This is a genomic window from Geothrix sp. 21YS21S-2 (assembly GCF_030846775.1).
Taxonomy (GTDB): domain Bacteria; phylum Acidobacteriota; class Holophagae; order Holophagales; family Holophagaceae; genus Mesoterricola.
This window is the reverse complement of the sequence record NZ_CP132910.1, coordinates 4855414-4880639: the sequence shown is the minus strand read 5'-3', so window position 1 is coordinate 4880639 and position 25226 is coordinate 4855414. Positions and strand designations below refer to the sequence as shown.

Annotated in this window: 12 protein-coding genes and 1 tRNA gene; 4 read left to right on the top strand and 9 right to left on the bottom strand. The window is 71.1% G+C overall.

Going from position 1 to position 25226, the window contains the following annotated elements:
• The first annotated feature begins 96 nt into the window (after positions 1 to 96).
• The 3 genes from RAH40_RS21390 to RAH40_RS21380 are packed head-to-tail and all read left to right on the top strand — an operon-like array spanning position 97 to position 4910.
• Complete coding sequence (locus RAH40_RS21390) at positions 97 to 1224, top strand: anhydro-N-acetylmuramic acid kinase (RefSeq protein WP_306599663.1); 1128 nt, start codon at positions 97 to 99, stop codon at positions 1222 to 1224.
• Positions 1221 to 3197, top strand: coding sequence for a DUF3488 and transglutaminase-like domain-containing protein (locus RAH40_RS21385; protein ID WP_306599662.1), 1977 nt, complete (start codon positions 1221 to 1223; stop codon positions 3195 to 3197). The genes RAH40_RS21390 and RAH40_RS21385 overlap by 4 nt, the downstream gene beginning before the upstream one ends.
• Positions 3198 to 3227: 30 nt before the next feature.
• Positions 3228 to 4910 carry a formate--tetrahydrofolate ligase gene (locus RAH40_RS21380; RefSeq protein ID WP_306599661.1) on the top strand — a complete coding sequence of 561 codons (1683 nt, stop codon included), beginning with the start codon at positions 3228 to 3230 and terminating at the stop codon, positions 4908 to 4910.
• 3 nt (positions 4911 to 4913) lie between these two features.
• Here RAH40_RS21380 and RAH40_RS21375 read toward each other — a convergent pair whose 3' ends face one another.
• The 6 genes from RAH40_RS21375 to RAH40_RS21350 all read right to left on the bottom strand — a co-directional run bounded on the left by RAH40_RS21375 (position 4914) and on the right by RAH40_RS21350 (position 15049).
• Positions 4914 to 6143: an EAL domain-containing protein gene (locus RAH40_RS21375; protein WP_306599660.1), complete on the bottom strand. Its 1230-nt coding sequence runs from the start codon at positions 6141 to 6143 to the stop codon at positions 4914 to 4916.
• A 43-nt stretch (positions 6144 to 6186) separates the two neighbouring features.
• Positions 6187 to 6699 carry a histidine phosphatase family protein gene (locus tag RAH40_RS21370; RefSeq protein WP_306599659.1) on the bottom strand — a complete coding sequence of 171 codons (513 nt, stop codon included), beginning with the start codon at positions 6697 to 6699 and terminating at the stop codon, positions 6187 to 6189.
• Positions 6700 to 8979 (bottom strand): ATP-dependent helicase, encoded by a 2280-nt coding sequence (locus RAH40_RS21365; RefSeq protein WP_306599658.1) that lies wholly within the window; start codon positions 8977 to 8979, stop codon positions 6700 to 6702.
• Positions 8980 to 9006: 27 nt separating this feature from the next.
• The gene (locus RAH40_RS21360; RefSeq protein WP_306599657.1) at positions 9007 to 9834 is read right to left on the bottom strand and encodes a hypothetical protein; all 828 of its coding nucleotides are present in this window, start codon (positions 9832 to 9834) and stop codon (positions 9007 to 9009) included.
• A gap of 38 nt (positions 9835 to 9872) precedes the next feature.
• On the bottom strand, positions 9873 to 14822 hold the full coding sequence (locus RAH40_RS21355; RefSeq protein ID WP_306599656.1) for a putative Ig domain-containing protein: 4950 nt from the start codon (positions 14820 to 14822) through the stop codon (positions 9873 to 9875).
• Positions 14823 to 14963: 141 nt separating this feature from the next.
• Positions 14964 to 15049 (bottom strand) — tRNA-Leu (locus tag RAH40_RS21350).
• Positions 15050 to 15219: 170 nt separating this feature from the next.
• Between RAH40_RS21350 and RAH40_RS21345 the strand changes: the two genes are divergently transcribed.
• On the top strand, positions 15220 to 17055 hold the full coding sequence (locus tag RAH40_RS21345; RefSeq protein ID WP_306599655.1) for a DUF4382 domain-containing protein: 1836 nt from the start codon (positions 15220 to 15222) through the stop codon (positions 17053 to 17055).
• 12 nt (positions 17056 to 17067) lie between these two features.
• Here the strand turns inward: RAH40_RS21345 and RAH40_RS21340 are convergent, their stop codons facing one another.
• The 3 genes from RAH40_RS21340 to RAH40_RS21330 all read right to left on the bottom strand — a co-directional run bounded on the left by RAH40_RS21340 (position 17068) and on the right by RAH40_RS21330 (position 25155).
• Positions 17068 to 18285 carry a hypothetical protein gene (locus RAH40_RS21340; RefSeq protein ID WP_306599654.1) on the bottom strand — a complete coding sequence of 406 codons (1218 nt, stop codon included), beginning with the start codon at positions 18283 to 18285 and terminating at the stop codon, positions 17068 to 17070.
• 119 nt (positions 18286 to 18404) lie between these two features.
• Positions 18405 to 19778 carry an NADP-specific glutamate dehydrogenase gene (gene gdhA, locus RAH40_RS21335; RefSeq protein WP_306599653.1) on the bottom strand — a complete coding sequence of 458 codons (1374 nt, stop codon included), beginning with the start codon at positions 19776 to 19778 and terminating at the stop codon, positions 18405 to 18407.
• Positions 19779 to 20376: 598 nt separating this feature from the next.
• The gene (locus RAH40_RS21330) at positions 20377 to 25155 is read right to left on the bottom strand and encodes a hypothetical protein (RefSeq protein ID WP_306599652.1); all 4779 of its coding nucleotides are present in this window, start codon (positions 25153 to 25155) and stop codon (positions 20377 to 20379) included.
• Positions 25156 to 25226: the final 71 nt, after the last annotated feature.

Genomic DNA, 25226 nt, shown 5'->3' with positions numbered 1-25226 from the left:
TCCTGCGAAGGAAGGCGGCCTGTTCCGTGAGCATGAGCGTCTGCATGGCGTACCTCTCGCCCTACAGCTTAACTCCACTGGCATACTGTCCGGGAGATGATCAGCGCCTCCTCCCTCCCGCCGGGCCCCTGGATGGTCCTCGGCCTCATGTCCGGCACCAGCGCGGACGGCGTGGACGCGGTGGTGGCGCGGGTGGACCCGGCCGGATTCAAGGACGGCAGCCCCTTCCTCGACCTCGTGGGGCACCTGCACGAGCCCTACCCGCCCGCCCTGCGGGAGACCGTCATGGCCGCCGCCAACGACAATCTCAGGCCGGGCGCGCTCTGCATCCTCCAGCGGGACCTGGGCGACCATCACGCGCGCGCGGCCTTCCAGCTGTCCCGGTCCCTGGGCGTGAAGCCCCACCTGGCCTCGCTCCACGGCCAGACGGTGCAGCACCACCCGGTGCGCGGGGCGACCCTCCAGCTGGCGGATCCCTACGTGCTGGCGGAGAAGCTCCAGTGTCCGGTCGTCTGGGACCTGCGCCGGCGGGACATGGCCCTGGGCGGCCAGGGAGCGCCCCTGGTGCCCCTCACCGAGCTCTGGCTCCACGGGCGCAGGGAACCCTGGATCGCGCTCAACCTGGGCGGCATCGCCAACGCCACGGTGTGGGACGGCGCGAAGGTGCGGGCCTGGGACCTGGGGCCCGCCATGACGCTCCTGGACCTGGCGGCCACGCTCTGGCTCGGGAAGCCCTACGACCCCGCCGGGGCCTCGGCCTCGGGCTTCGTGGAGGACTCGCTCCTGGAAGCCTGGCTGGCCCATCCCCACTTCCGCATCCCCCCGCCCAAGTCCACGGGGCGCGAGGTCTTCGGCGCGGCCTGGCTGGACTCGGAGCGGCGCTCCCTGGAGCACCTCCCCCTCCCTTCCCGCATGGGCACCCTGGCGGCCTTCACCGCCGAGGCCTGCGCCCGGGAGTTGCGGGCCTGGGCGCCCCCCATGCCCGCGGGCACCCCGATCCTGCTGTCCGGGGGCGGCGCCCTCCACGGCCGCGTGCGCCGGGAACTCGCCGGACGGCTTCCGGGCTTCCGCATCCAGGACGACCTGCAGTTCCCCTCCGGCGCCAGGGAGGCGGTGAGCTGGGCCCTTCTGGGCGCCGCCAGCGCCGCGGGCGTCCCGGGGAACCTCGCCGAGGTCACGGGGGCCTCCCGGCCCGCGATCCTGGGCAGCTGGGTGCCCGGGTGAAGACGGGGAGCTGGCTGGACCACCTCCCCCCATGGATGGCCTGGGGGGCCGTCGCCAGCACCGGCGCCTACAGCCCCGCGGAGATCACCGCCATGGCCGTGCCCCTGGCGGGAGCGGCCCTCGTGGAATGGCGCGGCGGCTCCCTGTACCGCTTCCGGCGCCTGCTGGAGATCGCTGCCCTGGCCGTGTTCCTCGTCCACGTGGCGGCGCGCACCGGGGTGCTGCCCACCGTCGTGAACACCCTCTTCGCCCTCTGCGGCGTACGGCTGTGCCTGCCCCGGGAGGATGCGCAGCGGCGCCAGCTCCTGCTCATGGGCTTCCTCGTGTTCCTCACCACCGCCGTCTCCACCTCCGAGCTGGATTTCCTGGTGTGGGCCCTGGTGTGGGTCTCGGGCAGCGCGCTGTTCCTCATGCAGCTCAACTGGGAGAAGTCCGCCCTCCTGCGCCACGGACCCGTCCACCCGGCGCCCTTCCGAAAGGCTCCTGCCTGGCTGGCGGCGGTCGTCGTCATGGCGGCCGGGTTCTTCGTGGTGCTGCCGCGGCTGCGCATGGGCGTGCGGGGCCTGCCCCTGGGCGTCCATGGGCTCGCGGGGGGACGCGCCGGGCTCAGCGACGTCCTGGACCTCGCGGGCGGGGGGCCCATCCAGGGCGGGGGCGAGGTGGCCCTGCGAATCGTCCCCGGTCCGGGGCAGCCCGGCTTCGAACGGGCCTTCGCGCTCCTGCGGGCCGTGGTCCTGGAGGAGCTGGACGGGCAGCGGTGGGAGGTCTCCGAGGCCACGCCCCGCAATCCCTCGGCCCTGTGGAACGAGGCCGGGCATGGCGGGGCGGCCCTCTCCGCCGAGGCGTTCATCAGCCCCAGCCCGCTGCCCGTCATCCCCCTCCCCTACGGCCGCACCATCCTGTTCCCGCCCGAAGGGGAGCGCCTCCGGGCCGGGCCGGGCGCCTCGGTGCGGTGGTGGTTCCCCATGCGCCGCATCCTGCCCCTCAAGCTCTCGGTCGTGCCCCAGGAAGGCGAGCCGGAGCGGCTCCCCGGCGGGGCCCGGCGCGACTTCCTCACCCGCGCGGGCGGGGACACCGGGAGCGCCCTGCGGTGGAGCCTGGCCACGGCCCCGGGAGACCTCCCCCCGCGCGAGCTGGCGGCGCGGCTCTCCAGCGCCCTGCGCACCTTCCGCTACACCCTGGACAACCCCTCGGGCGGGGCCGCCAACCCCCTGGCGGACTTCCTGGAGCGCACCCGGGCCGGGCACTGCGAGTACTTCGCCTCCGCGCTGGCCGTGATGCTCCGCCGCCGCGGGGTCCCGGCGCGGGTGGTCAACGGCTACCGGCTGGGGACCTGGATCGGGGGGGGCGGCTACTACCTCGTGACCCGGAACGAGGCCCACAGCTGGGTGGAGTACTACGATCCGGACCTGCGGGCCTGGAGGACCGAGGATCCCACCCCGGCCGCGCCGCCTTCGGCCCTGGGCTCGGGTTCGTTCATGTCGGCCATGGCGCGCCTGGCGGACTCCGCGCGTTTCGCCTGGGACCGCAACGTGGTGCGGTTCTCGGACGAGGATCAGGTGGCCGGCCTCGAATGGCTCCAGGCCAAGGTGGGCGGCATGGCACCGGACAGGCTGCGGGAACCCCTGCGCGCCGGGCTCGCCTTCACCGCCGCGGTGGCCGCCCTGGCGGCCCTGGCCTGGGCGGCGCGGGCCCTGCTGCCCCGGGCCCCGGGCGGACCCGGAAGCCCCGGCCGGCTCCCCCAGCTTGGGCCCCTGCTGCGCGCGGCGGGCCGGGAACGGCTCCCGGCCCCGGGCGAGACGGCCCGGGTCTGGCTCTCGCGCCTGGGAGCGCAGCGCCCCGATCGCTCGGCCCACCTGGAGGCCCTGGCGCGGGAGGCCGACGCCGTGGCCTACGGCGGCGGAGAGGCCGGCGCCCTGGCCCGCCTCGCCAGGGAGGAGGCCAAGGCCTGGAGACGGAAGGCGCGGGCATGATAAAATTTTTTCAATCGAGGTAATTTTTTTATGCACAGCCCCGTCCCCGCCGACATCGACATCGCCCGCCACGCCGCCATGCTGCCCATCGGGGAGATCGCCGCGAAGCTCGGCATTCCCGAACCCGACCTGGAGCCCCACGGCCGCACCAAGGCGAAGATCTCCCTGGACCTCTACCGGCGCCTCCGTGGCGGCCCCCAGGGCAGGCTGGTCCTGGTCACCGCCATCACCCCCACCCCCGCGGGCGAGGGGAAGACCACCACCACCATCGGCCTCACCGACGCCCTGGCCCGCCTGGGGAAGAAGGCGATGCTCTGCATCCGCGAGCCCTCCCTGGGCCCCTGCTTCGGCATCAAGGGCGGCGCCGCCGGGGGCGGCTACGCTCAGGTGGTGCCCATGGAGGACATCAACCTGCACTTCACGGGGGACTTCCACGCCATCGGCGTGGCCCACAACCTGCTCTCGGCCGTCATCGACAACCACCTCGTCTCCGGCAACGCCCTGGACATCGACCCCGGGCGGGTCGTGTGGCGGCGGGTGGTGGACATGAACGACCGGGCCCTCCGCCAGATCGTGGTGGGCCTCGGGGGCACGGCCAACGGCGCCCCGCGGGAGACCGGCTACGACATCACCGTGGCCTCCGAGGTCATGGCGGTGTTCTGCCTCTCCGAGTCCCTTCACGAGGTCAAGGAGCGCCTGGGCCGCATGATCGTGGCCTACACCAGGGACCGCAAGCCCGTGCTGGCCTCCCAGCTGAAGGTCCACGGCGCCATGGCCGCCCTCCTCAAGGACGCCGTCAAGCCCAACCTCGTCCAGACCCTGGAGAACAACCCCGCCCTGGTGCACGGAGGCCCCTTCGCCAACATCGCCCACGGCTGCAACAGCCTCATCGCCACCCGGATGGCCATGGGCCTGGCGGATTTCGTCGTCACCGAGGCGGGCTTCGGCGCGGACCTGGGCGCCGAGAAGTTCCTGGACATCATGTGCCGGCAGTCGGGCCTGGTGCCCGACGTCGTGGTGCTGGTGGCCACGGTGCGCGCCCTCAAGATGCACGGCGGCGTGGCCAAGGCCGACCTGGCGCGCCCCGACGCGGGGGCCGTGCGCCGGGGTCTGCCCAACCTCGTCAAGCACCTCGAGAACATCCAGGCCTGGGGCCTGCCCGTGGTGGTGGCCATCAACCACTTCACCGCCGACACCCCCGAGGAGACCGGGGCCATCGAGGAGGCCTGCGCCGCACTGGGCGTGAAGGCCGTGCGCGCCGACCACTGGGCCCGGGGCGGCGAAGGCGCGGTGGACCTGGCCGGGGAGGTCCTGGCCCTCACCCGAGGGCCCCGCCCCGCCCTGGCCTTCACCTACCCCGCGGAGCTCCCCCTCTGGGAGAAGGTCCGCGCCGTGGCCCGCCGGATCTACGGCGCCAAGGACATCAAGGGCGACGCCAAGGTCCAGAAGGCCTTCGCCGACCTGGAGGCCGCGGGTTTCGGCCACCTCCCGGTGTGCCTGGCCAAGACCCAGTACTCCTTCTCCACGGACCCTCTGCTCCGGGGCCGGCCCGAGGGCTTCACCCTCGCCGTGCGGGACGTGCGGGTGTCGGCGGGCGCGGGCTTCGTGGTGGTCCTGACCGGGGACATCATGACGATGCCCGGCCTCCCCAAGGTCCCCGCGGCCGAACTCATCGACATCGACGAGGACGGGAACATCACCGGCCTGTCCTGAAGGCTACTTCAGGTGGGACCTACCCGCCAGGACCCAGTCCTTGAGCTGCGCCCCCGGCATGGGCCGGCCCAGGAAGTAGCCCTGGCCCCGGTCGCAGCCCAGGGCCTTGAGCGCGTCCCACGTCTCCTGGGTCTCGATGCCCTCGGCCACCGAGGTGAGGTGCAGGTCCTTGGCCATCTGGAGCATGTTCCTCGCGAGGATGGTGTGGCGCTCGGAGCCGGGGAGGCCGCGGGTGATGGACTGGTCGATCTTGAGCTCGGTGAAGGGAATCCGCTCGAGCTGCTCGAAGGTGGCGAAGCCGGTGCCGAAGTCGTCGATGCTCAGGCCGAAGCCTCGCATGCGCAGGCGGTTCAGGTTGGCGAGGGTGTGGCCCAGGTTCGAAACCGAGGCCGATTCGGTCATCTCGAAGACCAGGAACCTGGGTGGCATGTCCAGGTCCGAAACCTTCTCCATGAGGCGGTCCGCGAAGGCGGGCTCGCTCAGGGACTGGGCGGAAAGGTTCACGGCGACTTCCAGCTTGAGGCCGCGGGCGTTCCATCCCTGCCATTGCCTCGCCACGAATTCAAGCACGTGGAGGGTGAGCCCGGACATGAGCTCCGTGTCCGTCTCCGCCTGGGTCAGGAAGGCGCCTGGGCCCAGCAGCCCGGACTGCGGGTGGCGCCACCGGAGGAGCGCCTCCACGCCCTTCAGGTGCGCTCCCTGGAAGGTCAGCTGGGGCTGGAAGAAGCAGAGGAATTCGCCGTCCCGGAGTCCCTTGCGGATCTCGTCCAGGCCGATGGCGCCCTGGACGGCCGGCACCGGCGCGGACCGGCCCAGGAAGGGCGGGCCCGAAAGGACCTTCAGCAGGTCCTCGCGGAAGACGGGCTTCTGCACGAAGCCCGCCACCGACAGGCCGAAGGTCACGGCCATGAGGCGGACGGAGCGCAGGATGTTCTGCTCCTGGGAGCTGACGATGACCAGCTCGGGACGGTAGCCCCGGGAGGCCATTTCCCCGATGAAGGCCACGCCGTCCATGACCGGCATCTCCAGGTCGGTGAGGATCAGGTCGATGAGCGGCTCCCGCTCCAGCTGGGCCAGGGCCTCCAGCCCGTTGGCGGCCTCGAGGGGGGCGGCTCCCCCGAGCTCCCGGATCAGGCCGGCCAGGTGGACCCGCTGGGTGGCGCTGTCCTCCACGACCATGACCCGTCGCCCAGCGAAGGGGGAAGACACGGACGCCGGAAGGAGGTCGGGCACGCGAAGGTCCTCTGGAAGTGGACGGGGAAGGGAATCCGTCCAACTATAACCCACGGGACCAGGGCCGTGCGACCGACTTCTGCGTGCGCTCCTCGAGGGTCACCGGACCGGGCCCGCCTGGAACGGTGAGGACCCAGAGGCGGTCATAGGCCCGCACTTCGGGGAAGAAGCCACGGAACCCCAGGGCCCCCGCCAGGGTGGCCAGGGTATCGGAATGGCCGCAGATGACCACGGTCCGGCCCTTCCAGTTCTCCAGGACCTCCTGGCCCACCGCGGCCTCCTCGCCCCGGGCGCGGATCTCCGCCTTGAGCCCGAGCCTGTCGGCAAGGGGCGCCACGGTCTGCTGGGTGCGCCAAACCTCCGTGGCGAAGATCGCCGCGGGCTTGAAGGCGGCGAGTTCGTCCACCAGGTCCCCGGCGCGGCGGAGCCCCCGGGAGGACAGGTGCGCGTTGGAGGACCTGGCGCCCTTTTCGGCATGGTGGATCAGCACCACGACGGTGTCCTGCCCCATGAGGGCGAAGGTCGCCAGGACCGCAAGAATCAGCGGCTTGAACATCTACGGCTCCCTTTCCAGCATCCCGAACCGCGCGACGATGCGCTTCTCGCCCTCCTGGAACCGGATGGTGTAGGTCAGCATGTCGCCGCTGCCCGAGGCTGCGGTGATGACCCCCCGGCCGAACCGGGGGCTCAGCACCCGGGTGCCCTTGGGCCAGCTCCCCGCGGGAGGGTGGGGCGGCTCCTCGGGCGGGGCCCCGTCTTCGGCCTCCGGCGCGGGCGGCTCCGGAAGACGCGCCTGGCTGAAGAAGCTGCGGATGCGCCCCAGCTCCGAGGCCACGCTGCTGCCGCCGCCCGAGGCGGGGCGCTGGGACGGGAAGTTGCCCTGGCCGGACCGGTACAGCTCCGTGCCCCACCGGATGGGCGTCTCCAGGCCCTCCTCGGGCAGTTCGCGCAGGAAGCGGCTGGGCATGCCCAGCATCTCCTGGCCCATGGCCCGGCGCCGGCGCGCGGCGGTGAGGTAGAGCTTGGTCTGGGCGCGGGTGATGGCCACGTAGAAGAGCCGGCGCTCCTCCTCCAGGCCGTCCTCGGCCTCGCGGGCGTTGCGGTTGGGAAAGACGTCCTCCTCGAGGCCCACGAGGAACACGACCGGGAATTCCAGCCCCTTGGCGCAGTGGATGGTCATGAGGGACAGCAGCGAGGCCTCCTCCAGCTCGTCGGAATCCGACGCCAGGGTCACCCGGTCCAGGAACTCCGCCAGGCGCAGCCCCAGGGTCTCGGCCTCGGCCGCGGCGGAGACGAATTCCTCCAGGTTGCGCAGGCGGGTCTCGGCCTCCAGGGTGGCCTCCTCCTCCAGCATCTGCACGTAGCCTGATTCCACCAGGACCCAGCGCACGAGGCCCGAGAGGCTCAGGGAATTCGCCTCGTCCGCGGCCCGCCGGAAGAGGTCCACGTACCGCCCCAGCTCCCGCTGGGCGCGGCCCTTGAGCTCCCCGGAGCGCAGGAGGGCCACGGTGGCCTGGAGCGCGGTGCCGCCGTCGGGAATGGCGGCCTCGATGCGGGCCAGGGTCGTGGCGCCCACGCCCCGGGTGGGGGAATTCACCGAGCGCCGGAAGCTCACGAGGTCGAAGGGATTGCAGACCAGCCGCAGGTAGGCCAGCAGGTCCTTGACCTCCTGGCGCTCGTAGAACTTCACGCCGCCCACGAGCTTGTAAGGCATGTTCTGGGCCCGCAGGGCCTCCTCCAGCTGCCGGGACTGCCAGTTGGCGCGGTAGAGCACCGCCATGCGGGCGTTGGGGAAGCGGTGGCGCTCCTGCCGGATGCGGTCCACCACGTACTCGGCCTCCAGCCGCCCCTCGTCCAGGAGCTTGAAGGTGATGCGCTCCCCCAGGCCCAGGTCCGTCCAGAGGGTCTTGCCCAGGCGCTGGGTGTTGTTGGCGATGACGGTGCTGGCGGCGTCCAGGATCAGCTGGGTGGACCGGTAGTTCTGCTCCAGCTTGATCTGCACGGCGTTGGGGAAGTCGGCCTGGAAATCGAGGATGTTCTTGATGTCGGCCCCGCGCCATTTATAGATGCTCTGGTCTTCGTCCCCGACGACGCAGAGGTTCCGGTGCTGCCTCGCCAGGTGCTGGACCATCAGGTACTGGGCCCTGTTCGTGTCCTGGTACTCGTCCACCAGGATGTAGCGGAACCGCTCGGCATAAATCGTCTGGACGGCCGGGTCCCGCAGGAACCGTTCCGTGTGCAGCAGGAGATCGTCGAAATCGCAGGCCTTGTGGCTCTTCAGGCCGTTCTGGTAGCCCCGGTAGGCCTCCAGCACCTTCCGGGTCCACGGGTCCATCGCCTCGTCCATGGCCTCCTCGGGGAGCAGGCACCGGTTCTTGAAGTCGGAGATCACCTCCAGGACCTTCTTGGGGTGGAACTGCTTCTCGGGGAGCTTCAGGTCCGCCAGCACCTGCTTGACGAGGCTCCGCTGGTCGGAGGGGTCGAAGATCACGAAGTCGCGGCCCACGGGCGTGCGGTCCCCCTCGCGGCGGAGGATGCGGGTGCAGAAGCTGTGGAAGGTGCTCACCCAGAGCTGCTCGGCGGGCACGTGGACCATGCGCTGCACGCGCTCGGCCATCTCGCCCGCGGCCTTGTTGGTGAACGTCATGGCCAGGATGGAGGCGGGGCGCACCCCCACCTCCTCGATGAGCCAGGCGATGCGCCGCGTGATCACGGTGGTCTTCCCCGAACCGGCCCCGGCCAGGATCAGGAGGGGGCCGTCCACGTGGGTGACGGCCTCCTTCTGGGGGTCGTTGAGGTTGCGGAGCAGGGGATGGTCGGGGGGATACTCGGGCATCCCACGAGTCTAGCAACGAATGGGGTCCTACTTGCGGGGGGTCCACATGGGGGCCTCGAAGCTCAGGTAGAAGAACACGGACTTGTCCCCCTTGCTGGGCCCCACGCCGATGGGGAAGGCCAGCCCCGGCACGATCTGGAGGCCGCTCTTGAAATTGAGGGCGAAGCGCACGCCGGGACTGATGAAAAAGGCGTCCGTCCTGCCCTTGAGTCCGGGTCCGGCCACGGTCTCCCCGCTGGAGAACGCGAATTCCAGCATGGCGTTGGCGTTGGGGTGGGCGAGCCAGATGAAGCTCTGGCCCATGGTCCAGGTGGTGATGTCGGCCTTGTCACCCGCGGCGTTCTTCGCGCCGGGAGTCCAGGTGGCGCCCAGGTTCCAGTGGGTGACCAGGGACCTGGCGAGCACCACGCTCACGGGCAGGAGGACCTGGTAGCCGATGGCCCCGTTGCCGCGCAGCTGCCGCTGGTCGCCGGTGGGCAGCACCAGGGAGAAGCGCGGGGCCACGGCCACCGGCGCGTCCCCGTCCCCGAGGAGCTGGTACCGGTAGTTGAGGAGCACGTCCCCCAGGGCGCTGCGCCCGTCGGGGGAGTCCTGGATCCGCTGGTACGGCAGGGTGTAGCTCAGCTGGTGGGTGATCTCCGGGACCGGCCACTCCTGGGTGAAGGTGTAGAGCCAGTCCTTCGTCACCCGGTTCCGGCTGAAGGTGCTGATGTGCTGGACCACGCCGGCTTCCTGGTTGTAGGCCTCCTCCACCAGGAACGAGTTGTCCTGGATGGGTTTGGGAGGCTCCTCCGCACGGGCGCCGACCGCGGCGGCCAGGGAGAGCCCCAGGATCCAGGAAACCGGATATTTCATTCAAACCCCCAGGCAAGCGAAACCCCTAGATTCTATCCCTAGAACTGGGAGGCCGCGTAGCCGATCCAGATCTTGGCCGGATCATTGGGATCCAGGATGTTCACGGTCTCGTCTGAGCCGAAGCGCTGCCGCCAGGTGGCCGAGTCGATCAGCAGGCCGAGGCTGGGCGCGCCCGAGGCCTTCACCACCTGGTTGTAGGGATCGTCCCCGTGGTCCATGTAGAGGTCCTCGCTCATGAAGTACATCAGCTCGTGGCCGGTGACCCAGACGGGCTGGACGGGGATGTTCACCACCCGCAGGGCCGAATGCACGAAGCCCGTGCTGCCGTGGCACCCCGCCGTCCAGTGGCGCAGCCCGTAGCCCGGGTTGTTGAGGTCGGTGGTGCCGTAGACGATGGCGGAGATGGGCGACCAGCCGCGGTACTGCCATACGGCGGCGTCGTTGCCGAACGTGTCCCCGCCGAAGAAGTGGGTCATGTTCTGGCGCATCCAGTCCAGGGTGCCGCCGATGGTGGCGAGCCGCGTGGAGCCCAGGATCCCGGCCTCGCGGAGCCAGCGGAAGGTCCACCTGGGATCCGCGAAGGAGGTGCGGGGGCGGTTGTTGGCCCGGAGGGAGGGCACCCAGGCGCTCTCGTAGGTGCCCATCCAGTAGACGTTCGTGTTGGGCGGCGTGAGCCAGGCCATGGTGGCGCTGTCGAAGATCCAGGCCAGGTTGGGCGCGGGGTAGTCCTTGACGCTCCAGGGGACCTGACGGGAGGTCTCCAGCAGGAGGGAGAAGGCCACGTGGGCCGTGTAGAGCTTCCACATGTAGGCGGGCGAGACCTGCTCGAAGGTGGTGCTGAGGTCGTTGGCCACGGAGGGGTGGAGGTTCACGGGCTGGTCCGTGAGGCCGGGCCCCCCCGGGACCATCGTCACGGCCGGCATGCCCTGGGAGTACCAGGCGGCGGCGTCCAGGTAGGCCTGCTCGAGATCCGCCTTCTGGCCGGGGCTCCAGGCGGCCCAGGCGATCTTGGAGGTGTCGTCGGGGGCGAGGTAGTAGTTGGCCGGATCCGCGCTCTTGAACTGCCACTTGATGGCCGCGGCCACGTCGGGGTTGGCCGTGAGCCAGGCGGTGAGGTCATGGAGCAGCGAGAGCGTGGCGGGGGTGCTTGCTGTGGTGTTGCCGAACGTGTCGCTCACCGAGACGGTGTAGATCGTCCCGTCATCCGCGGCCTGGAAGGCCGGGGGCGCGTAGGTGCCGGCGCCCGCGCCCCCGATGGCGGTGCCGTTGCGGTACCACTGGTAGGAGAGCGGCCCGGTCCCCGAGGCGGTGACGCCCAGGGAGGGGAGATCGCCGGGCGACAGGATCTGCCCGGCGGGCTGGACCGTGATGATGGGCGCGCCCACGGCCACCGACAGGGTGACGGAGGCGCTGCCGGTGCCGCCCGAATTGGCCGCGCTGACGGTGTACGCCTGGGAGGATGCCGTGGCCGTGGGGGTGCCCGAGATCCGGCCGGTGGCGGGGTCGAGGGCCAGGCCGGCAGGGAGCGGCGGGCTGATGCTCCAGGACGTGGAGCTCCCGCCCGTGTTCACGGGGGCCAGGGCGGCGATCGGGGCGTTCAGCTGGAAGTCGTGCGCCCACGCCGGGTAGGAGAAGGCCGGGGCCGCGTCGTTGACCGTGAGGATCAGGGTCGCCTGGCAGGAACCGTAGCTGTTGGTTCCGCGCACGACGTACGAGGTGGCCACGTTGGCGGACTGGGGCGTCCCGCTGATCACGCCCGTGGACGGGTCGAGCGCGAGACCCGCGGGGAGGGCCGGCGCGACGGTGTACGACGTGATCGGCCCGCCCCCATTGGCGGGACTGTCGGGGGTGATGGCCGCGTTCCGGGTGAAGACCGCCGGATTGACCCCGTAGGCCAGGTTGACCGGGGGACCCGAGCTCACGGTCACGGTGGCGGAGGTGGAGCCGTAGGCGCTGGTCGCCGTGAGCCGGTAGGTGGTGGAGCCCGTGGGCGGCACGACGGACACCGAGGTCCCGGCGACGGCGCCCACGCCGTGATCGATGCTGTAGCTGGCGGCGTCCGTGGCGGCCCAGGAGAGGGTGGTGGCCTGCCCCGGCGCCAGGTCCACGGGGCTGGCGGTGAAGGAGGTGATGGCCGGCGGCGGGATGACCGTGAAGGTCACCGAGGCCGTGGAGGTCCCCACCGCGTTGACGGCGGTGAGCGTGTAGGTGGTGGTGACCATCGGGTACGTCTGGGCCATGCTCGTCGTGATGGCGACCGGGCCCACGCCGTTGTCGATGCTTGCGCTGGTGGTGAAGGCCATGGCGTTCCAGGCCATGTTGGCCTGCTGCCCTCGGCCGATGGTGGACGCGAGCGCATGGAAGTTGTTGATGACCGGGAGGCGCGAGAAGTTCGCCGTGACCGTCATGTTCGCGGTGACGTTGCCGAGGATGAGGGGGTTGGCGGAGGTCGTCGCGAAGCCGCCGGTCCCGGTCCAGTTGAGGAAGGCGTAGCCCGCGGCCGGGACGGCGGTGACGGCGCTGGCGCTCCCCCCCGAGGCGATGGCCTGGCTCGTGGATCCGGTCAGGGACCCGTTGGAGCCCGCGGCGAACTGGACCACGAACAGCGTCGTGAAGTTGGCCGTGATGGCCAGGTCGGACGTCACGTTCGCGACCGTCAGGGGATTGGCCGCGGTGGAGGCGAAGCCGCCCGGGCCCGTCCAGTTCAGGAAGGAGTAGCCCCCGCCCGGGATGGCGGTCACCGCCGTGGCGCTGCCGCCGTAGGCCACGGTCTGGGAGGTGCTGCCGCCCAAGGACCCGCCGGTGCCGGCGGCGAACGTGGCCGTGAAGGTCCGGATGGCGAAGGAGGCGGTGACGGAGAGGTTCCCCGCCACCGCGGCATCGGTGCGCGGGTTGGCCACGGAACCGTCGCTCCACTGCACGAAGGCGTAGCCGGTGGCGGGCACGGCCGTGACGGCGGAGCCGGAGGACCCCTGGTCCACGGTCTGGGACGCGGAGCCCGAGATGGAGCCGTTGGCTCCGGCGGCATAGGCCAGGGTCCAGGTGTCGACGGCGAACCCGGCCGACACGGCGAGGTTGCCGGCCACCGCGGCGTCGGTGCGGGGATTGGCGGCGGAGCCGTCGCTCCACTGGGTGAAGTGGAAGCCCGGGGCCGGCACCGCCGTGACGGCGGAGCCCGAGGCGCCGTGGTTGACGGTCTGGGAGGCGGCGCCGGCGAGCGAGCCGTTGGCCCCCGCCGCGTAGGCCAGCGAATAGGCGTTGATGACGAATGAGGCCGTGACCGAGACGTCACCGGCCACCGCGGAGTCGGTCCGGGGGTTGGCCGCGGACCCGTCGCTCCACTGGGCGAAGTGCCAACCCGTGGCCGGCACCGCCGTCACGGGGGTTCCGCTGGCGCCGTAGGCGACCGTCTGGGCCGGGACGCCGGAGAGGCTCCCGTTGGCGCCGGCCGCATAGGCGAGAGCATAGGCGTTTATGCCGAATCCAGCCGTCACCGTGAGGTTCCCGGCCACGGCCGCATCCGTCCGGGGGTTGGCCGCGGACCCGTCGCTCCACTGGGTGAAGTGCCAGCCCGCGGCCGGCACCGCCGTCACGGCCGAGCAGGTCCCGCCGGGCGCCACCGTCTGGGTCCCGGCGCCGAGGATGGAACCGCCGGCTCCCGCCAGATAGGTGACCTGGCAGTCCACCCCGACGGCCGCCGTGGCCGTGACGGCGTCCCCGGCCGGGTTGGTCACCGTGAGGGTGAAGGTCGTCGCCGCCGCGAGGCCGCCCGTGGGGACCGGCGCGCCGCTGGCGACGGCGCCCACGCCGTGGTCGATGCTGCCCGAGCCGCCGGAGAAGACGGGGGTGAGGGTGGTGGCGGTGCCGGCCACGACGCGCGGGACCGCCGAGGTGAAGGACGCGACCGCCGCGGGGGGGACCACGGTGACCGCCAGGGACCGGGTGACGGGGCCTCCGAGGCCGGTGGCCGACAGGGTGTAGGTGGTGGTGGCCGAAGGGGTCACCGGATAGCCGGTGCCGCTGGCCACGGCGCCCACGCCCGGGTCGATGGCCGCGGAGGCGGCGTTCACGAAGCCGGGGGTGAGGACGGTTCCGGCGCCTGCGGTGATCGTGGACGGGGAGGCGGCGAAGGAGGTGATCGCCACGCCGGGTCCCACGGCCACCGTGGCCAGGGCCGTGGCGGCGTCGCCGGCCGCGTTGGTGACGGTGAGGCGGAAGTCCGTGGTGGCCGCCAGGGCCCCGGTGGCCAGGGTGCCGCCGCTGGGCAGGGCGCCGAGGCCGTGGTCGACGGTCCCGGTCCCTCCGGCGTAGACCGCCGACAGCTGGCCCGCGCCCCCCGGCAGGACGGCGCCGGGGACCGCCGTGAAGGCGGCGATGGCGGGGGCCGCCACCACCGTGACCGTCACCGCCGAGGTGACCGTGCCGCCCGCGCCCTGCACGGAGAGCGTGTAGGTGGTGGTGGCGGCGGGCGCCACGGTGACGGGCGTGCCCGAGGTCACGGCGCCCACGCCCTGGTCGATGGCGGCTCCGGTGGCCGCCGTGAACACGGGCGTGAGGGTCGTGGCCGCGCCCGCGGTGAGGATGCTCCTGGCCGCCGTGAAACTGGCGATGCCCGCGGGGGGGACCACGGTGACGGTGGCGGCGGCGGTGGATGTGCCGGAGGCGTTGGCGGCCGTGAGGGTGTACACGGTGGTGGAGGCGGGGCTGACGGTTGCGGAGGTGCCCGGGACGGCGCCCACGCCGTGATCGATGATCACCGAGGTGGCCCCGCTCACGGTCCAGGAGAGGGTGGAGGCCTGCCCGGGCACGACCGTCGCCGGGCTGGGAACGAAGGAGCCGATGGCGGGGACCGCGGGCGCCGCCGGAGCGGTCGTTCCTCCGCCACCTCCCCCGCCGCCGCATGCGAGGGCCAGGGCCAGGAGGAGGCAGAGCCCTCCGTTCCGGAAGTATCCAGACAGGTTGCCCCCAGAACCGTGGTGGTTTTCCATTCCGAGTCTCCGGAGCACCGAGCGGGCAAAAGCCCGCTGAGGAACCTATCGGTGGCACGGCCGGAAAAGTTGATCTAATTCTCCTCTTTGCAAGGACTCGTCCGGAGGTCCCTCCCGCGTTGCCGGTTCCAGCCGCGGGCATGGTGCCCCCACCCGGGGTCGAACCGGGATTCCATTGCTGGAGGGCGATTTTAAGTCGCCAGCGTCTGCCATTCCGCCATGGGGGCCCTGCTTGGGTTCCAGTCTACCGGGGCGGGCGGGGTCCGGACCATCCCGCACGCTGCACCCGGGGGAAAAATCCGTTCCGTACCCTTTACCGTGCCTTCTCCAGGAGTCATCCTTTGGCACTGTCCACTCTGGAACATGGATGTTCCCCCTTCTTCCAGTGGAGTATCCGATGAACGTTTCCCGTTCCTTCCGATCCGGGGTCCTCCTGACCGCCCTGGCGGCACTCGGCATCCTGGCCGCGTGCGGCGGCACCGCCAGCGGGACCCGGCCCGCCCACGCCGCGGGCACCGGCAGCCTGAACCTCGCCGTCACCGACGCCCCCTCCGATTCCTGGCAGCAGGTGTCGGTGGTGCTCAAGACCGCGAGCCTGCGCAACCAGGCCGACCAGGCCTGGACCCAGGTGTGGGCCGCGGACCCGGCCAACCCCGCCTCGGGCATGGTGAACCTCGTGGATCTCGCCAGCGTGGCCGAGCTCCTGGGCAAGGTCCCCGTGGCCGCGGGCACCTACGACCGGCTCCAGCTCACCATCGACACCACGCCCGCCTCCATGATCCTCGTGGACGACGGCGGGACCGCCATTCCCGCCGCCGACATCACCGTCATCGACCCCTCCGGCAAGGGCCAGATCAACGTGGTCATCGACCCGTCCCTGACGGTGGCCGCGGGCGCCACGGCCAGCCTGCAGGCCGACTTCGACCTCGCCCATCCCCTCTCCATCGTCCAGGAGACCATCGGCGGCGTGCAGAAGGTCATCCTCAACCTCCAGGTGCGCCACAAGGCCCTGCCCGCGAACATCCAGGACCTGCAGTTCGCCCGCAAGCTGGGGAAGGTGACCGCCGCCACCGCCACCGGGTTCACCCTCACCGACGCCCGGGGCGCCTCCTTCACCTACGGGGTGGACGCCGGCACCATCTACCTGGACGCCGACGCCAAGGCCGCCGGCACCCTGGCGGGCCTCAAGGCCGGCGCCTACGCGCTGGTGGCCTCGAACCTCAACGCCGACGGGAGCCTCTACGCCCGGCGCGTGTGGTACGCCGCCGACGCGGCCACCCTCCCCGCGAGAACCCCCGAGGGCCTCGTGCGCCGCGTCGACCTCGCCGGCAGCTCCTTCACCGTGTTCACGAAGAACGTCGCCGCCAGCACCCTGCGGGAGCGCTGGCTGGGCCAGACCGTGAAGGTGGATGCAGGCACGGTGTGGACCTTCCACAGCACCGTGGCCATGGGCACGGGCACCGCCCCCCTCCGGAACATCTGGCGCGGGGTCCGCGTGGACGTGCAGCTGGACAGCGCCGGCACCACGGCCACGGCGGTCAACGTCAACAACGCCCATGACGAGGGCTTCGTCACCTCCGCCACCGCCACGGGACTCACCTTCGGGTGGCCCGCCCTGACCCACCTGCCCATGGCCGGCGGCATCGTGAACGGCCCGGACGACCCCGGCGCCCGCACCTGGGCCTACGAACAGGGCACCGCCAGCCCCTTCAGCTGGTGGTACTTCGGCCTTCCGTCAGGCGCCAGCAGCGTGGTGCAGGACCTGGTGGACACCCTCGCCGCCGCCAATGCCGCCAGGCTCCCCGCGGCCGGATACGCCAACCTCGCCTGGGACACGGTCTCCGGCTCCTGGCAGGTCCACCAGCTGATCCTGGCGCCCGAACGGCTCCCCGTTGCCGTCATCACCAAGGCCTACTCCGACGGCCCCGCGGCCGGTTCCGGAACCCTGGGAATCAGCTACCAGACGCCCTTCGCCGGGCCCGCCTTCTCCCCCATGACGGTGACCCTGGACTTCACCGGGGATCTCCAGACCGTGGTGGAGTCCGTGACCTGGAACGGCGCCACCCGCCTGTTCACGTTCCAGGCCCCGGTGGACCACGCCCAGTGGGCCACCCTTCTGGCGCCCCCCGCCGCCGGCTCCTACGGAGGCGCCCGCATCTGGGTGCGCCCCGTGAAGAACGGCACCGCCTTCGACTGGCACGCGTACACCGTGGAGGTGTTCACCATCAACTAGCGCCCGGCGGCGCTAGAAGGCGATCCCCAGGCCCGACATCCGGTTCCGCAGCAGCAGGTGGAGGTCCTCCAGCTGCCCGCGGACCTCCGGGGCGATGCGCCTTCGCGTGGGCGAAAGGCCCCATCGGAGCCTGCAGGGCGCGCCGAAGTAGACGCCGTCCACGAAGCTGCTGGCCAGCACCTCCTTGCCCGCGAGGAGCTCGGGGAGCGTGAGCACGATGGAGGAGAGGGCCGGCCCGATGTACGGGAGGAAGCCCAGGTCCCGCACCCGGTAGTTGCCGGTGCGCGCCGTGCGGGTCATGGCCTCGCAGAGGGCCGGGTCCGGTGCGGCGGGGTCGTCGAAGACCAGCACCTCGGCGGAATGGGGTCCGTAGGGCACGCCCGTGCGGGCCACGCGCTCCCGCTGGCCCACGGCCGCGGCCTCGGCCATGGCCCGGCCCCACATCACGCCCAGGGCCAGGCCTCCCAGGCGCTCCGGGGCGAGCCCCGTGCCCAGCCAGGCCCCACCGGGGGCGTTGCTGTCGTGGAACGCGGTCTGGGCCAGGACCTCCACGGGGTCGGAGACCATCAGGAAGAGGCCCGCGTAGCCCTCCGCGTTGGCCGCGTCCAGGGCCCCCTGCAGGCAGGCCCGGTTGGGCTGGAACTGGGGAAGGCGCACGTCCCCCGGGGTGCCCAGAGGGGGCACCGCGCTGGCCGCGGCGAACAGGAACGCGTCGCAGTGCCGCATCATCTCCGGAAGGCCCGCGGCCTCGACCCGGGGCAGCGGGGAGTTTCCCCTCCAGCTGGCCACGGAGCCCAGCTCCTGAACCATGCGCTCGAGGTTGCCGGCATCGCAGTCGTGGAGCAGGAGGGTGCCGATGCGGGTGTGGGCGGTGGCCGCGGCCGAAAGCGCGGAGGCGGCGAGGCCCCCCACCCGGCCCAGCCCCGAGATGCCCACGGTGAAGTCGCGCACCCTGGGCGGCCTGGCCAGGGCCCGCAGGTACCGGTCCACGCCGGGCGCCTCCCGGAGGTAGGTCCAGTCCCGCCCATGCCCTTTCCAGAGGATGCCGGCACCCCCGCCGGGGGGGACCCGCCCCTGGGCGATCCAGGGTTCCCGCCGGGGGTCGCCGGCCACCGGCGCCAGGACGATCTCCGGTGCCGGGGCGGACCGCCTGCGCACGGTCCATCCCAGACGCTCCGCGGTGGCCGGATCATCCGCCAGCACCACGCGTTCGTTCCCGAAGAGCTTCATGTCCCGCTCCCGCAGCCATGTTTCTGTGATTTTGCCGATGAGCATAGCACAGGCCGGGAAGCGTCAGGATGGCCGGCGGATACGAGACGTCCCCGCCGGCCAGCTTGTTCGCTAAAAGCCTAGACGAGGCCCTGGTCGATCATGGAGTTGGCCACCTTGATGAAGCCGCCGATATTGGCGCCGAGCACATAGTTGCCGGGGTCGCCGTACTCCCTGGCGGTGTCGACGCAGGTCTTGTGGATGCCCTTCATGATGTTGTGGAGCCTGGCGTCCACCTCCTGGGTGCTCCAGTTGGAGAAGCAGGCGTTCTGCGCCATCTCCAGGCCGGAGGTGGCCACGCCGCCGGCATTGGCGGCCTTGCCGGGCCCGTAGAGGATCTTGTGCTTGAGGAAAACCTCGACGGCGTCGGGGGTGCTCGGCATGTTGGCGCCCTCGGAGACCACGAAGCAGCCGTGGTCCACGAGCATCTGGGCCTCTTCCTTGTTCAGCTCGTTCTGGGTGGCGCTGGGGAAGGCCACGTCGCACTTCACGAACCAGGGGCGCATGCCTTCGAAGTACTCGCACTTGAACTTGTCGGCGTACTCCTGGATGCGGCCGCGGCGGTTGTTCTTGAGGTCGAGGACGTAGGCCAGCTTGTCGGCGTCGATGCCGTTCTTGTCCACGATCGTGCCGTTGCTGTCGGAAAGGGTGATGACCTTGCCGCCGAACTGGTTCACCTTCTGGATGGTGTACTGGGCCACGTTGCCCGAGCCCGACACGGCGCAGATCTTGCCCTTCAGGCTGTCGCCGCGGGTATTGAGCATCTCCTCCGCGAAATAGGTGGCGCCGTAGCCGGTGGCTTCCGGCCGGATCAGGGAGCCGCCCCACGCCAGGCCCTTGCCGGTGAGCACGCCCTCCCAGGAGTGGGTGAGCTTCTTGTATTCGCCGAAGAGGTAGCCGATCTCGCGCCCGCCCACGCCGATGTCGCCCGCGGGCACGTCGATGTTGGCGCCGATGTGATGGAAGAGCTCCTTCATGAAGGCCTGGCAGAAGCGCATGACCTCCCAGTCCGACTTGCCCTTGGGATCGAAGTCCGACCCGCCCTTGGCGCCGCCCATGGGCACCGTGGTGAGGCTGTTCTTGAGGATCTGCTCGAAGCCCAGGAACTTCAGGATGCCCAGGTTCACCGACGGATGCAGGCGAAGGCCTCCCTTGTAGGGCCCGATGGCGTTGTTGAACTCCACCCGGTAGGCCTTGTTGACCTGGATCTCGCCCTTGTCGTCCTGCCAGGTGACGCGGAACTGGATGATGCGGTCCGGCTCGGTGATGCGCTCGAGGATCCGGTGGCTGAGGTATTCGGGGTGCCGTTCCAGGCAGGGCACCAGGGTTTCCACGACCTCCTTCACCGCCTGGTGGAACTCGTTCTCTCCAGGGTTCTTGGCGATGAGCCTGTCGAAGAAGATCTGGACGTACTGGCTGACACTGGAGACGGGCAGTGTGAGTGAGAAGGTCATAAATGACTCCTTGGAGTTGCCCCGGGGGGGGTGGTTGGATTACAGGGAGGAAGGTACGGCTCTGCGGGCCCCGGTCCGGGGCTGGACAAACACCTCCCAGGAGGCTGGATCCAATGGAGGCCTGCCTCTGGGAACACTTTGTGAACCTCAGCGTTCTCGGCCCCAATTATCAGAAGGTACCTTTTTGGGTCAATAACTATTTGGGCCCTTCCTAAATCCTGTGACATTCATCACGAAGCCCCCTGAATGCATTAAATGATTCATCCCTATTGGTCCGGGCGGACGGAGGGTCCGATTCATCGATTATTTGCTCGATCGCCTATTTGGTTGACGGACCGTCAAAGTGGCTCCGGATTCCGGGAGGCCGGACACAGGCTTGGCGGGGGAACTGCGGAGGGGGGATTTTCGGCGGTTTTACGAACAGGAAACGATGCACCGGCCCACCATGCATCGAACGTGCGCGGGACCGGCGTTGGGCAAAAAGAATTCAACGCGGAGGTCGCGCCACCGCCTTCCCTGCCCCACCGGATATGTCGTCCGGGCGACCGTCAGGAGCCTTGAATCCAGGCGCCGCCGCGCGGGACCCTCGCAGGGCCCGTCACCGTCTTCCCCATCCCGCCCGATGGTCCTTGTGGGCGTCAGGAAGGAGCCGCGCCAGGGCCTCGAGGTCCTGGCTGATGAACTCGCTGGGAGCGCAGTCCCGGGGCGGCACGAAGCCCCTCGGGAAGGGCGGGCACCGGGGGTGGCGCACCACGGCGGCCAGGTCGGCCAGGCTCAGGAGGCGGCCTTCGTGGGCGCGGAAGGCGTCCTCCAGGACCTGGAAGAGGAGGGCGGACTGCTCCAGGGCCAGCCGGGAGAAGTCCAGGGCCTCCTCGGAGCTGAGGCCGAGGGGGTGCGGGTTGTGGTAGGGGAGGCAGTCGTTCAGGCTCGGCGTGAGCGACAGGCCCATGGAGCGGCGGTCCCGGATGGTCCAGCCGCCCACGAAGGGGATCACGGCGCTTTCGCGCACGACGCCGCGCCAGTGGGGCACCACCAGGCCGGTGCGGTGGGGCACGCCGGCCATGTGCAGGGCGGCGTTCACGGAGGCGCTGGTGGCGCCCACGAAGACCTCCCGCAGCCGGATCTTCACCTTCCGGCAGGCCTCCTGGATCCGGATCACCTGGTCGGCGCTGTCCAGGAAGGGGACCAGGAGGATGGCGTTGCGGCCCAGTTCCCGCGCGGTGGTCAGCTGGCGCTCCAGGCTGGGGCTTCCGTAGGAGGGGCCCACGCCGGCCTCGTAGCCCTGCCCGGTGAGGTAGCGCTCGATGTCCAGGGAGAGGGTGGGGACGTTGCCGATGGTGTCCCGGGAGAACTGCCGCCCCAGGCCCAGGGCCACCCAGCCGGGGCCCTCCTTGGCGAGCCGCTCCTGGGTCCAGGCCGAAAGCTGGCGCTTGATCTCCTTCTCGTGGATGTGCAGGAGGCCGCTGCCGGGCATGCGCTCGGCGAAGAACCCGGCCAGGGACCTGCGGAGCTTCAGGATGACCTCCTCCACCGGCTCCGCGCCCAGGTAGGGGTGCTGGAGGAGCTGCTCCAGGTCGTGGATCATCACCAGGGGCCGGGTGAGCTCGATGCCGGCCCAGCGCAACCCGCGCGCGCCGCCGGCGTGGTCCCCCAGCCAGCCCGCGCCGTGGTGGCGCAGGAGCTTCCAGAGCCGCTCCCCGCCCTGCTCCGGCACGCCGATGAGGGCGAAGAGGAGGCCCTCGCTGAACCACTGGCCGATGATGCGGGAGAGGAGCTGGTCCAGGTCCACCAGGGAAGTGTCCCCGGGGCTGCAGCCCACGGCTTCCACCAGGGCTCCCGAACCCATCAGCCGGCCTCCCGCCAGCCCCGCCAGGGATTCGTCCTCCAGGGCCACGGGCAGGGCCGCGGCGGTGCCGGCCACCCAGGTGATGGCCGCCAGGTCCTCCCCGGTCTCCCGCGACTGCAGGACGGCGGTGCGGGGCTTGTGGCCCGTCCAGCGCGTCACCGCGCGCACCGTGTCCAGCTGCGCCAGCGGCACCAGGCCCGTGGGCAGCCCCCTTCCCTCCCGGGCGAAGCGCAGCTTCCACTGGGACTCGAAGATCTCCTCCTTGCGGGCGGGGTAGTTGACGTAGAGCCGGCGCTCCAGGAGGGTCCGGGCCACGAGCGGGTCGCAGTACAGGTCCAGCTCCCCGCGCCGGTCGAAGGCCTCGCGCAGGGAGGTGCTGGAGACCGTCTTCATGCGGGCGCCCACCTGGAAGACCTGCACCCCGGCCGTGAACTGCTCCAGCATGCCCTCCCAGCGCCTTGAGTTGGCCTCCTCGCGGGTGATCAGGAGGTGCGGGATGGCCCAGATGGGCGATGCCGGCCTGCGGTAGGCCGAGGCCCCCTCCAGCACGTCGGTGCCCACGATCAGGTGCAGGGGGCGCCGGCCGAGCTTGGCCTGGAGCTCCACCAGGCTCTCCGTGTTGGCGATGTTCACGGGCGGATCGAAGGGGAAGATGTAGGCCCCGGGGATGGTCGACAGGGCCATCCAGGCGAGCTCGTCCCGGACGTACCGGGGCTGGGCGTGCTTGCGCCAGGAGAAGTCGTCCACCTGGACGAACACCTCCTCGCAATGGGCCAGCGCCTTGTGCACCATCTCCCCGTGGGCGGAGGTGAAGGGGTCGAAGGTCCCCGGCAGGAAGCCCACCCGGGGGGCGCGGGGAAAGGCCACGGGACAGGCCGCAAGGGCCTTGTCCAGGCTCGACAGGGCCTCCGCGGCCAGGAAGAACCGGGCCCGCTCCCCCGGGAGGTGCTTGACCAGGGTCAGCACCTTCTTGGTGACGTGGGCGAGGATGGGGGCCAGGCGGGGATCGGGCGCCTCGCGCAGCCAGTCCAGGAGCACCGCCACGTGGGCGTAGCCTTCGTGGGCCACCGAGACCCGGCTGTCGGCCAGGGCCCCCAGGAGGAGCCCCGCCAGGCGGAGGATGCGGCCCATCGCTTCCAGGGGCAGGGCCAGGATGAGCCAGGTCGAGGCCTGGACCAGGAGCTGCTGGAGGCCCTCCGCTCCCCTGCGCGCGTCCAGGGCCATGTCGTCCAGGAGCTCGTCCAGCTCCTGGGCGGGGAGGCTCGCCAGGAGCGGGCCCAGGAACCGGGGGAGGTACCGCGTCACCCCTTCCCCGTCCAGCTGGAGGGAGCGCAGCAGCTCGATGGCGAGGTCGTTGCGCTGGGTGTCGGTGAGCAGCGGGATGAGGCCCACCAGGCAGCGCCCGGCGTGGAAGCGGGTGCCCTCCACGCGGCTCACCTTGAGCAGGTTGGCCAGGTGGAAGCCCACCTCGCCCACGAGCCGGGAGTCGAAGTCCGGGCCCGACACCAGGGAGACCAGGAAGTCGCAGGCGACCTTCTTCTCCACCCAGCCGGTCTGGCCCTTGAGGTTGCGCAGCATCACCTCGCGGATGGGGCTGCGGCCCTTGCCGCGCATCTCCCGGCAGCGGTCGGCCAGGACAGCGCGCCCCGACAGGGCCGCGCAGCGCTCCAGCAGGAAGAGCTCGGCCACGGTGGCCGTGGGTCTCGCGTAGGCGCCCAGGGCGTCCACGCAGTGCCCCACCTCCTCCAGGAGGGCGGGCTCCTGCTGGCCGAAGTTCGCCAGCACGTGGAGCACGCGCCACGCCATGAGGCGCACGTTGGCCACCTCGTGGAAGCCCCAGGTGCGGATGAGCTTGGGGAGCCTCAGGCGGCCCGCGGGGTCCATCTCCCGGGCCAGCAGCTCGAAGGATTCGCAGGTGTACAGCGCCGACAGGGGACGGCGGTCCGCGGCCCGGCCCAGGAGGCGCTCCACCACCTGGGGCAGGGCCTCCGCGGCCAGCTTCGGATTGGCGCGGCTGAAGAACCGGCGAAGGAAGATGGGGACGCCGTAGAGGATCTGCTCCTCGGGGCCCATGTCCTCGGCGGCCTCCTTCGGGGCCAGGTCCAGCAGGTCCAGCACGGCGATCACGTGGGGCATCACCCAGGGGCGCTCCTCCAGGGCGGCGCCCACGGGCAGGTCCTTGCGCCACTCCACCTCCCCGAGGGCGAGGAGGTCGGCCATGCGGCACGCGGCCTGGTAGCGGATGTCGTCGTCGGGGTGGCTGAGCAGCTCCCGGAAGAAGTCCAGGGCCAGGGCCTTCTGCTCCTCGGAGAAGGCCGGGGCGTAGTCGCCCACGATGCCCACGTACGTGCGCAGGTCCCGCCAGCCGTTGAAGCTCCGGGCCTCCTCCAGGAGCCGGCGCAGGGCCGGGAGATCGCGCAGCCGCTCCATCACGCCGATGTTGTGGGCCGTGGCCACGAGCCGCGCGGTGGACGGCACCTGGCCGCCGGCGGCCAGGGCCACGGTGTCGGGGCGCTGATTCCCCGCCATGAGGGCGACGATGTCCAGGCCGGGGGGGAGCCAGGGCCGGCGGCGCCGGGACACCTCGAACCCCGGGGGGTCCAGTTCCACGCCCAGGCTCAGGGCGTAGTCCTCCATGTCGCGGAGCTTGCGGTACACGGCCTGGTAGCGCAGGCGCTTTTCCGCGTCCACGTCCTCGAGCTTGTCCAGGATGGTGTCGAAGGCCTCCTTGAGGGAGATGACCTCCATGCGCCATTTCCCGTCCGGCCCCTTGACGTCCTTGACCCTGAAGTCGCAGTAGATGAGCACCTGGGTCTCGATGGGCAGGCGGATGAGCTCCAGGTCCCAGCAGGAGTGGTTGGTGGCGATGTGGCCCAGGCCGCCCAGGTCCCGGGAGGCGTAGTACTGGTGGGTGTAGTAGTAGTGGAGGCGCGGGATGCGCTTGGCCTCGTCGCCCACGCAGCCGAACTTGCCCACGTCGTGGCCGATGGCGCCGCCGTGCAGGAGGGGCAGGTCCACGGGGATGGACTTCGCCAGCTGCCGCCCGATCCACAGGGCCAGGCCGGTGACGCCCAGCACGTGGTCCTGGATGGAGAAGCCCCGCCAGAACTGGGCCATGGCCATGGCCACCAGGAACCCCTCCTCTTCCAGGTGACCCAGGAGCCGCCGGTACTGCTCCCCGGAAGGCCACGGGGCCTGTTCGGCTTCCGCCAGGGCCTGGAAGGGCAGCCGCGCGGAGAGGCTGGACGGCGCCGGCAGCCGGAGCCGGGCCGCGTCGGCCAGCGGGAAGAACGCGTCCGCCACGCCCAGGATCCGGCCCTCGCCCGTGCCGAAGCGCTGGGGGTAGAGCCTCCGGCGGGCCTCGGCCTGCATGGCCTCGCGCCAGGCGTCCAGGGTCTCGGGCACGTCCTCCCGGGCGATCTCCAGGGCCAGCCTCAGGGCCTCGTCCAGAGGCGCCTCCGCGGCCCCGGCCCGTGCGAGGGACGCGGGGGCCACGGTCCAGCCGTGACGCAAGAGGACAGCATCGAACACCCGACCCCCCCAGGTTTCTGATCAGAGGCTAATTCGAACCTCCGGAGGGGCCCTTGTCAAGCATTCCCGGG

What these genes read in the sequence shown, in the direction of transcription:
- RAH40_RS21370 (WP_306599659.1), bottom strand. Translation starts at nt 6,699, where the DNA reads ATGTTCAAGCCGCTGATTCTTGCGGTCCTGGCGACCTTCGCCCTCATG.
- RAH40_RS21355 (WP_306599656.1), bottom strand. Translation starts at nt 14,822, where the DNA reads ATGGAAAACCACCACGGTTCTGGGGGCAACCTGTCTGGATACTTCCGG.
- RAH40_RS21345 (WP_306599655.1), top strand. Translation starts at nt 15,220, where the DNA reads ATGAACGTTTCCCGTTCCTTCCGATCCGGGGTCCTCCTGACCGCCCTG.
- RAH40_RS21360 (WP_306599657.1), bottom strand. Translation starts at nt 9,834, where the DNA reads ATGAAATATCCGGTTTCCTGGATCCTGGGGCTCTCCCTGGCCGCCGCG.
- RAH40_RS21365 (WP_306599658.1), bottom strand. Translation starts at nt 8,979, where the DNA reads ATGCCCGAGTATCCCCCCGACCATCCCCTGCTCCGCAACCTCAACGAC.
- RAH40_RS21340 (WP_306599654.1), bottom strand. Translation starts at nt 18,285, where the DNA reads ATGAAGCTCTTCGGGAACGAACGCGTGGTGCTGGCGGATGATCCGGCC.
- gdhA (WP_306599653.1), bottom strand. Translation starts at nt 19,778, where the DNA reads ATGACCTTCTCACTCACACTGCCCGTCTCCAGTGTCAGCCAGTACGTC.
- RAH40_RS21380 (WP_306599661.1), top strand. Translation starts at nt 3,228, where the DNA reads ATGCACAGCCCCGTCCCCGCCGACATCGACATCGCCCGCCACGCCGCC.
- RAH40_RS21390 (WP_306599663.1), top strand. Translation starts at nt 97, where the DNA reads ATGATCAGCGCCTCCTCCCTCCCGCCGGGCCCCTGGATGGTCCTCGGC.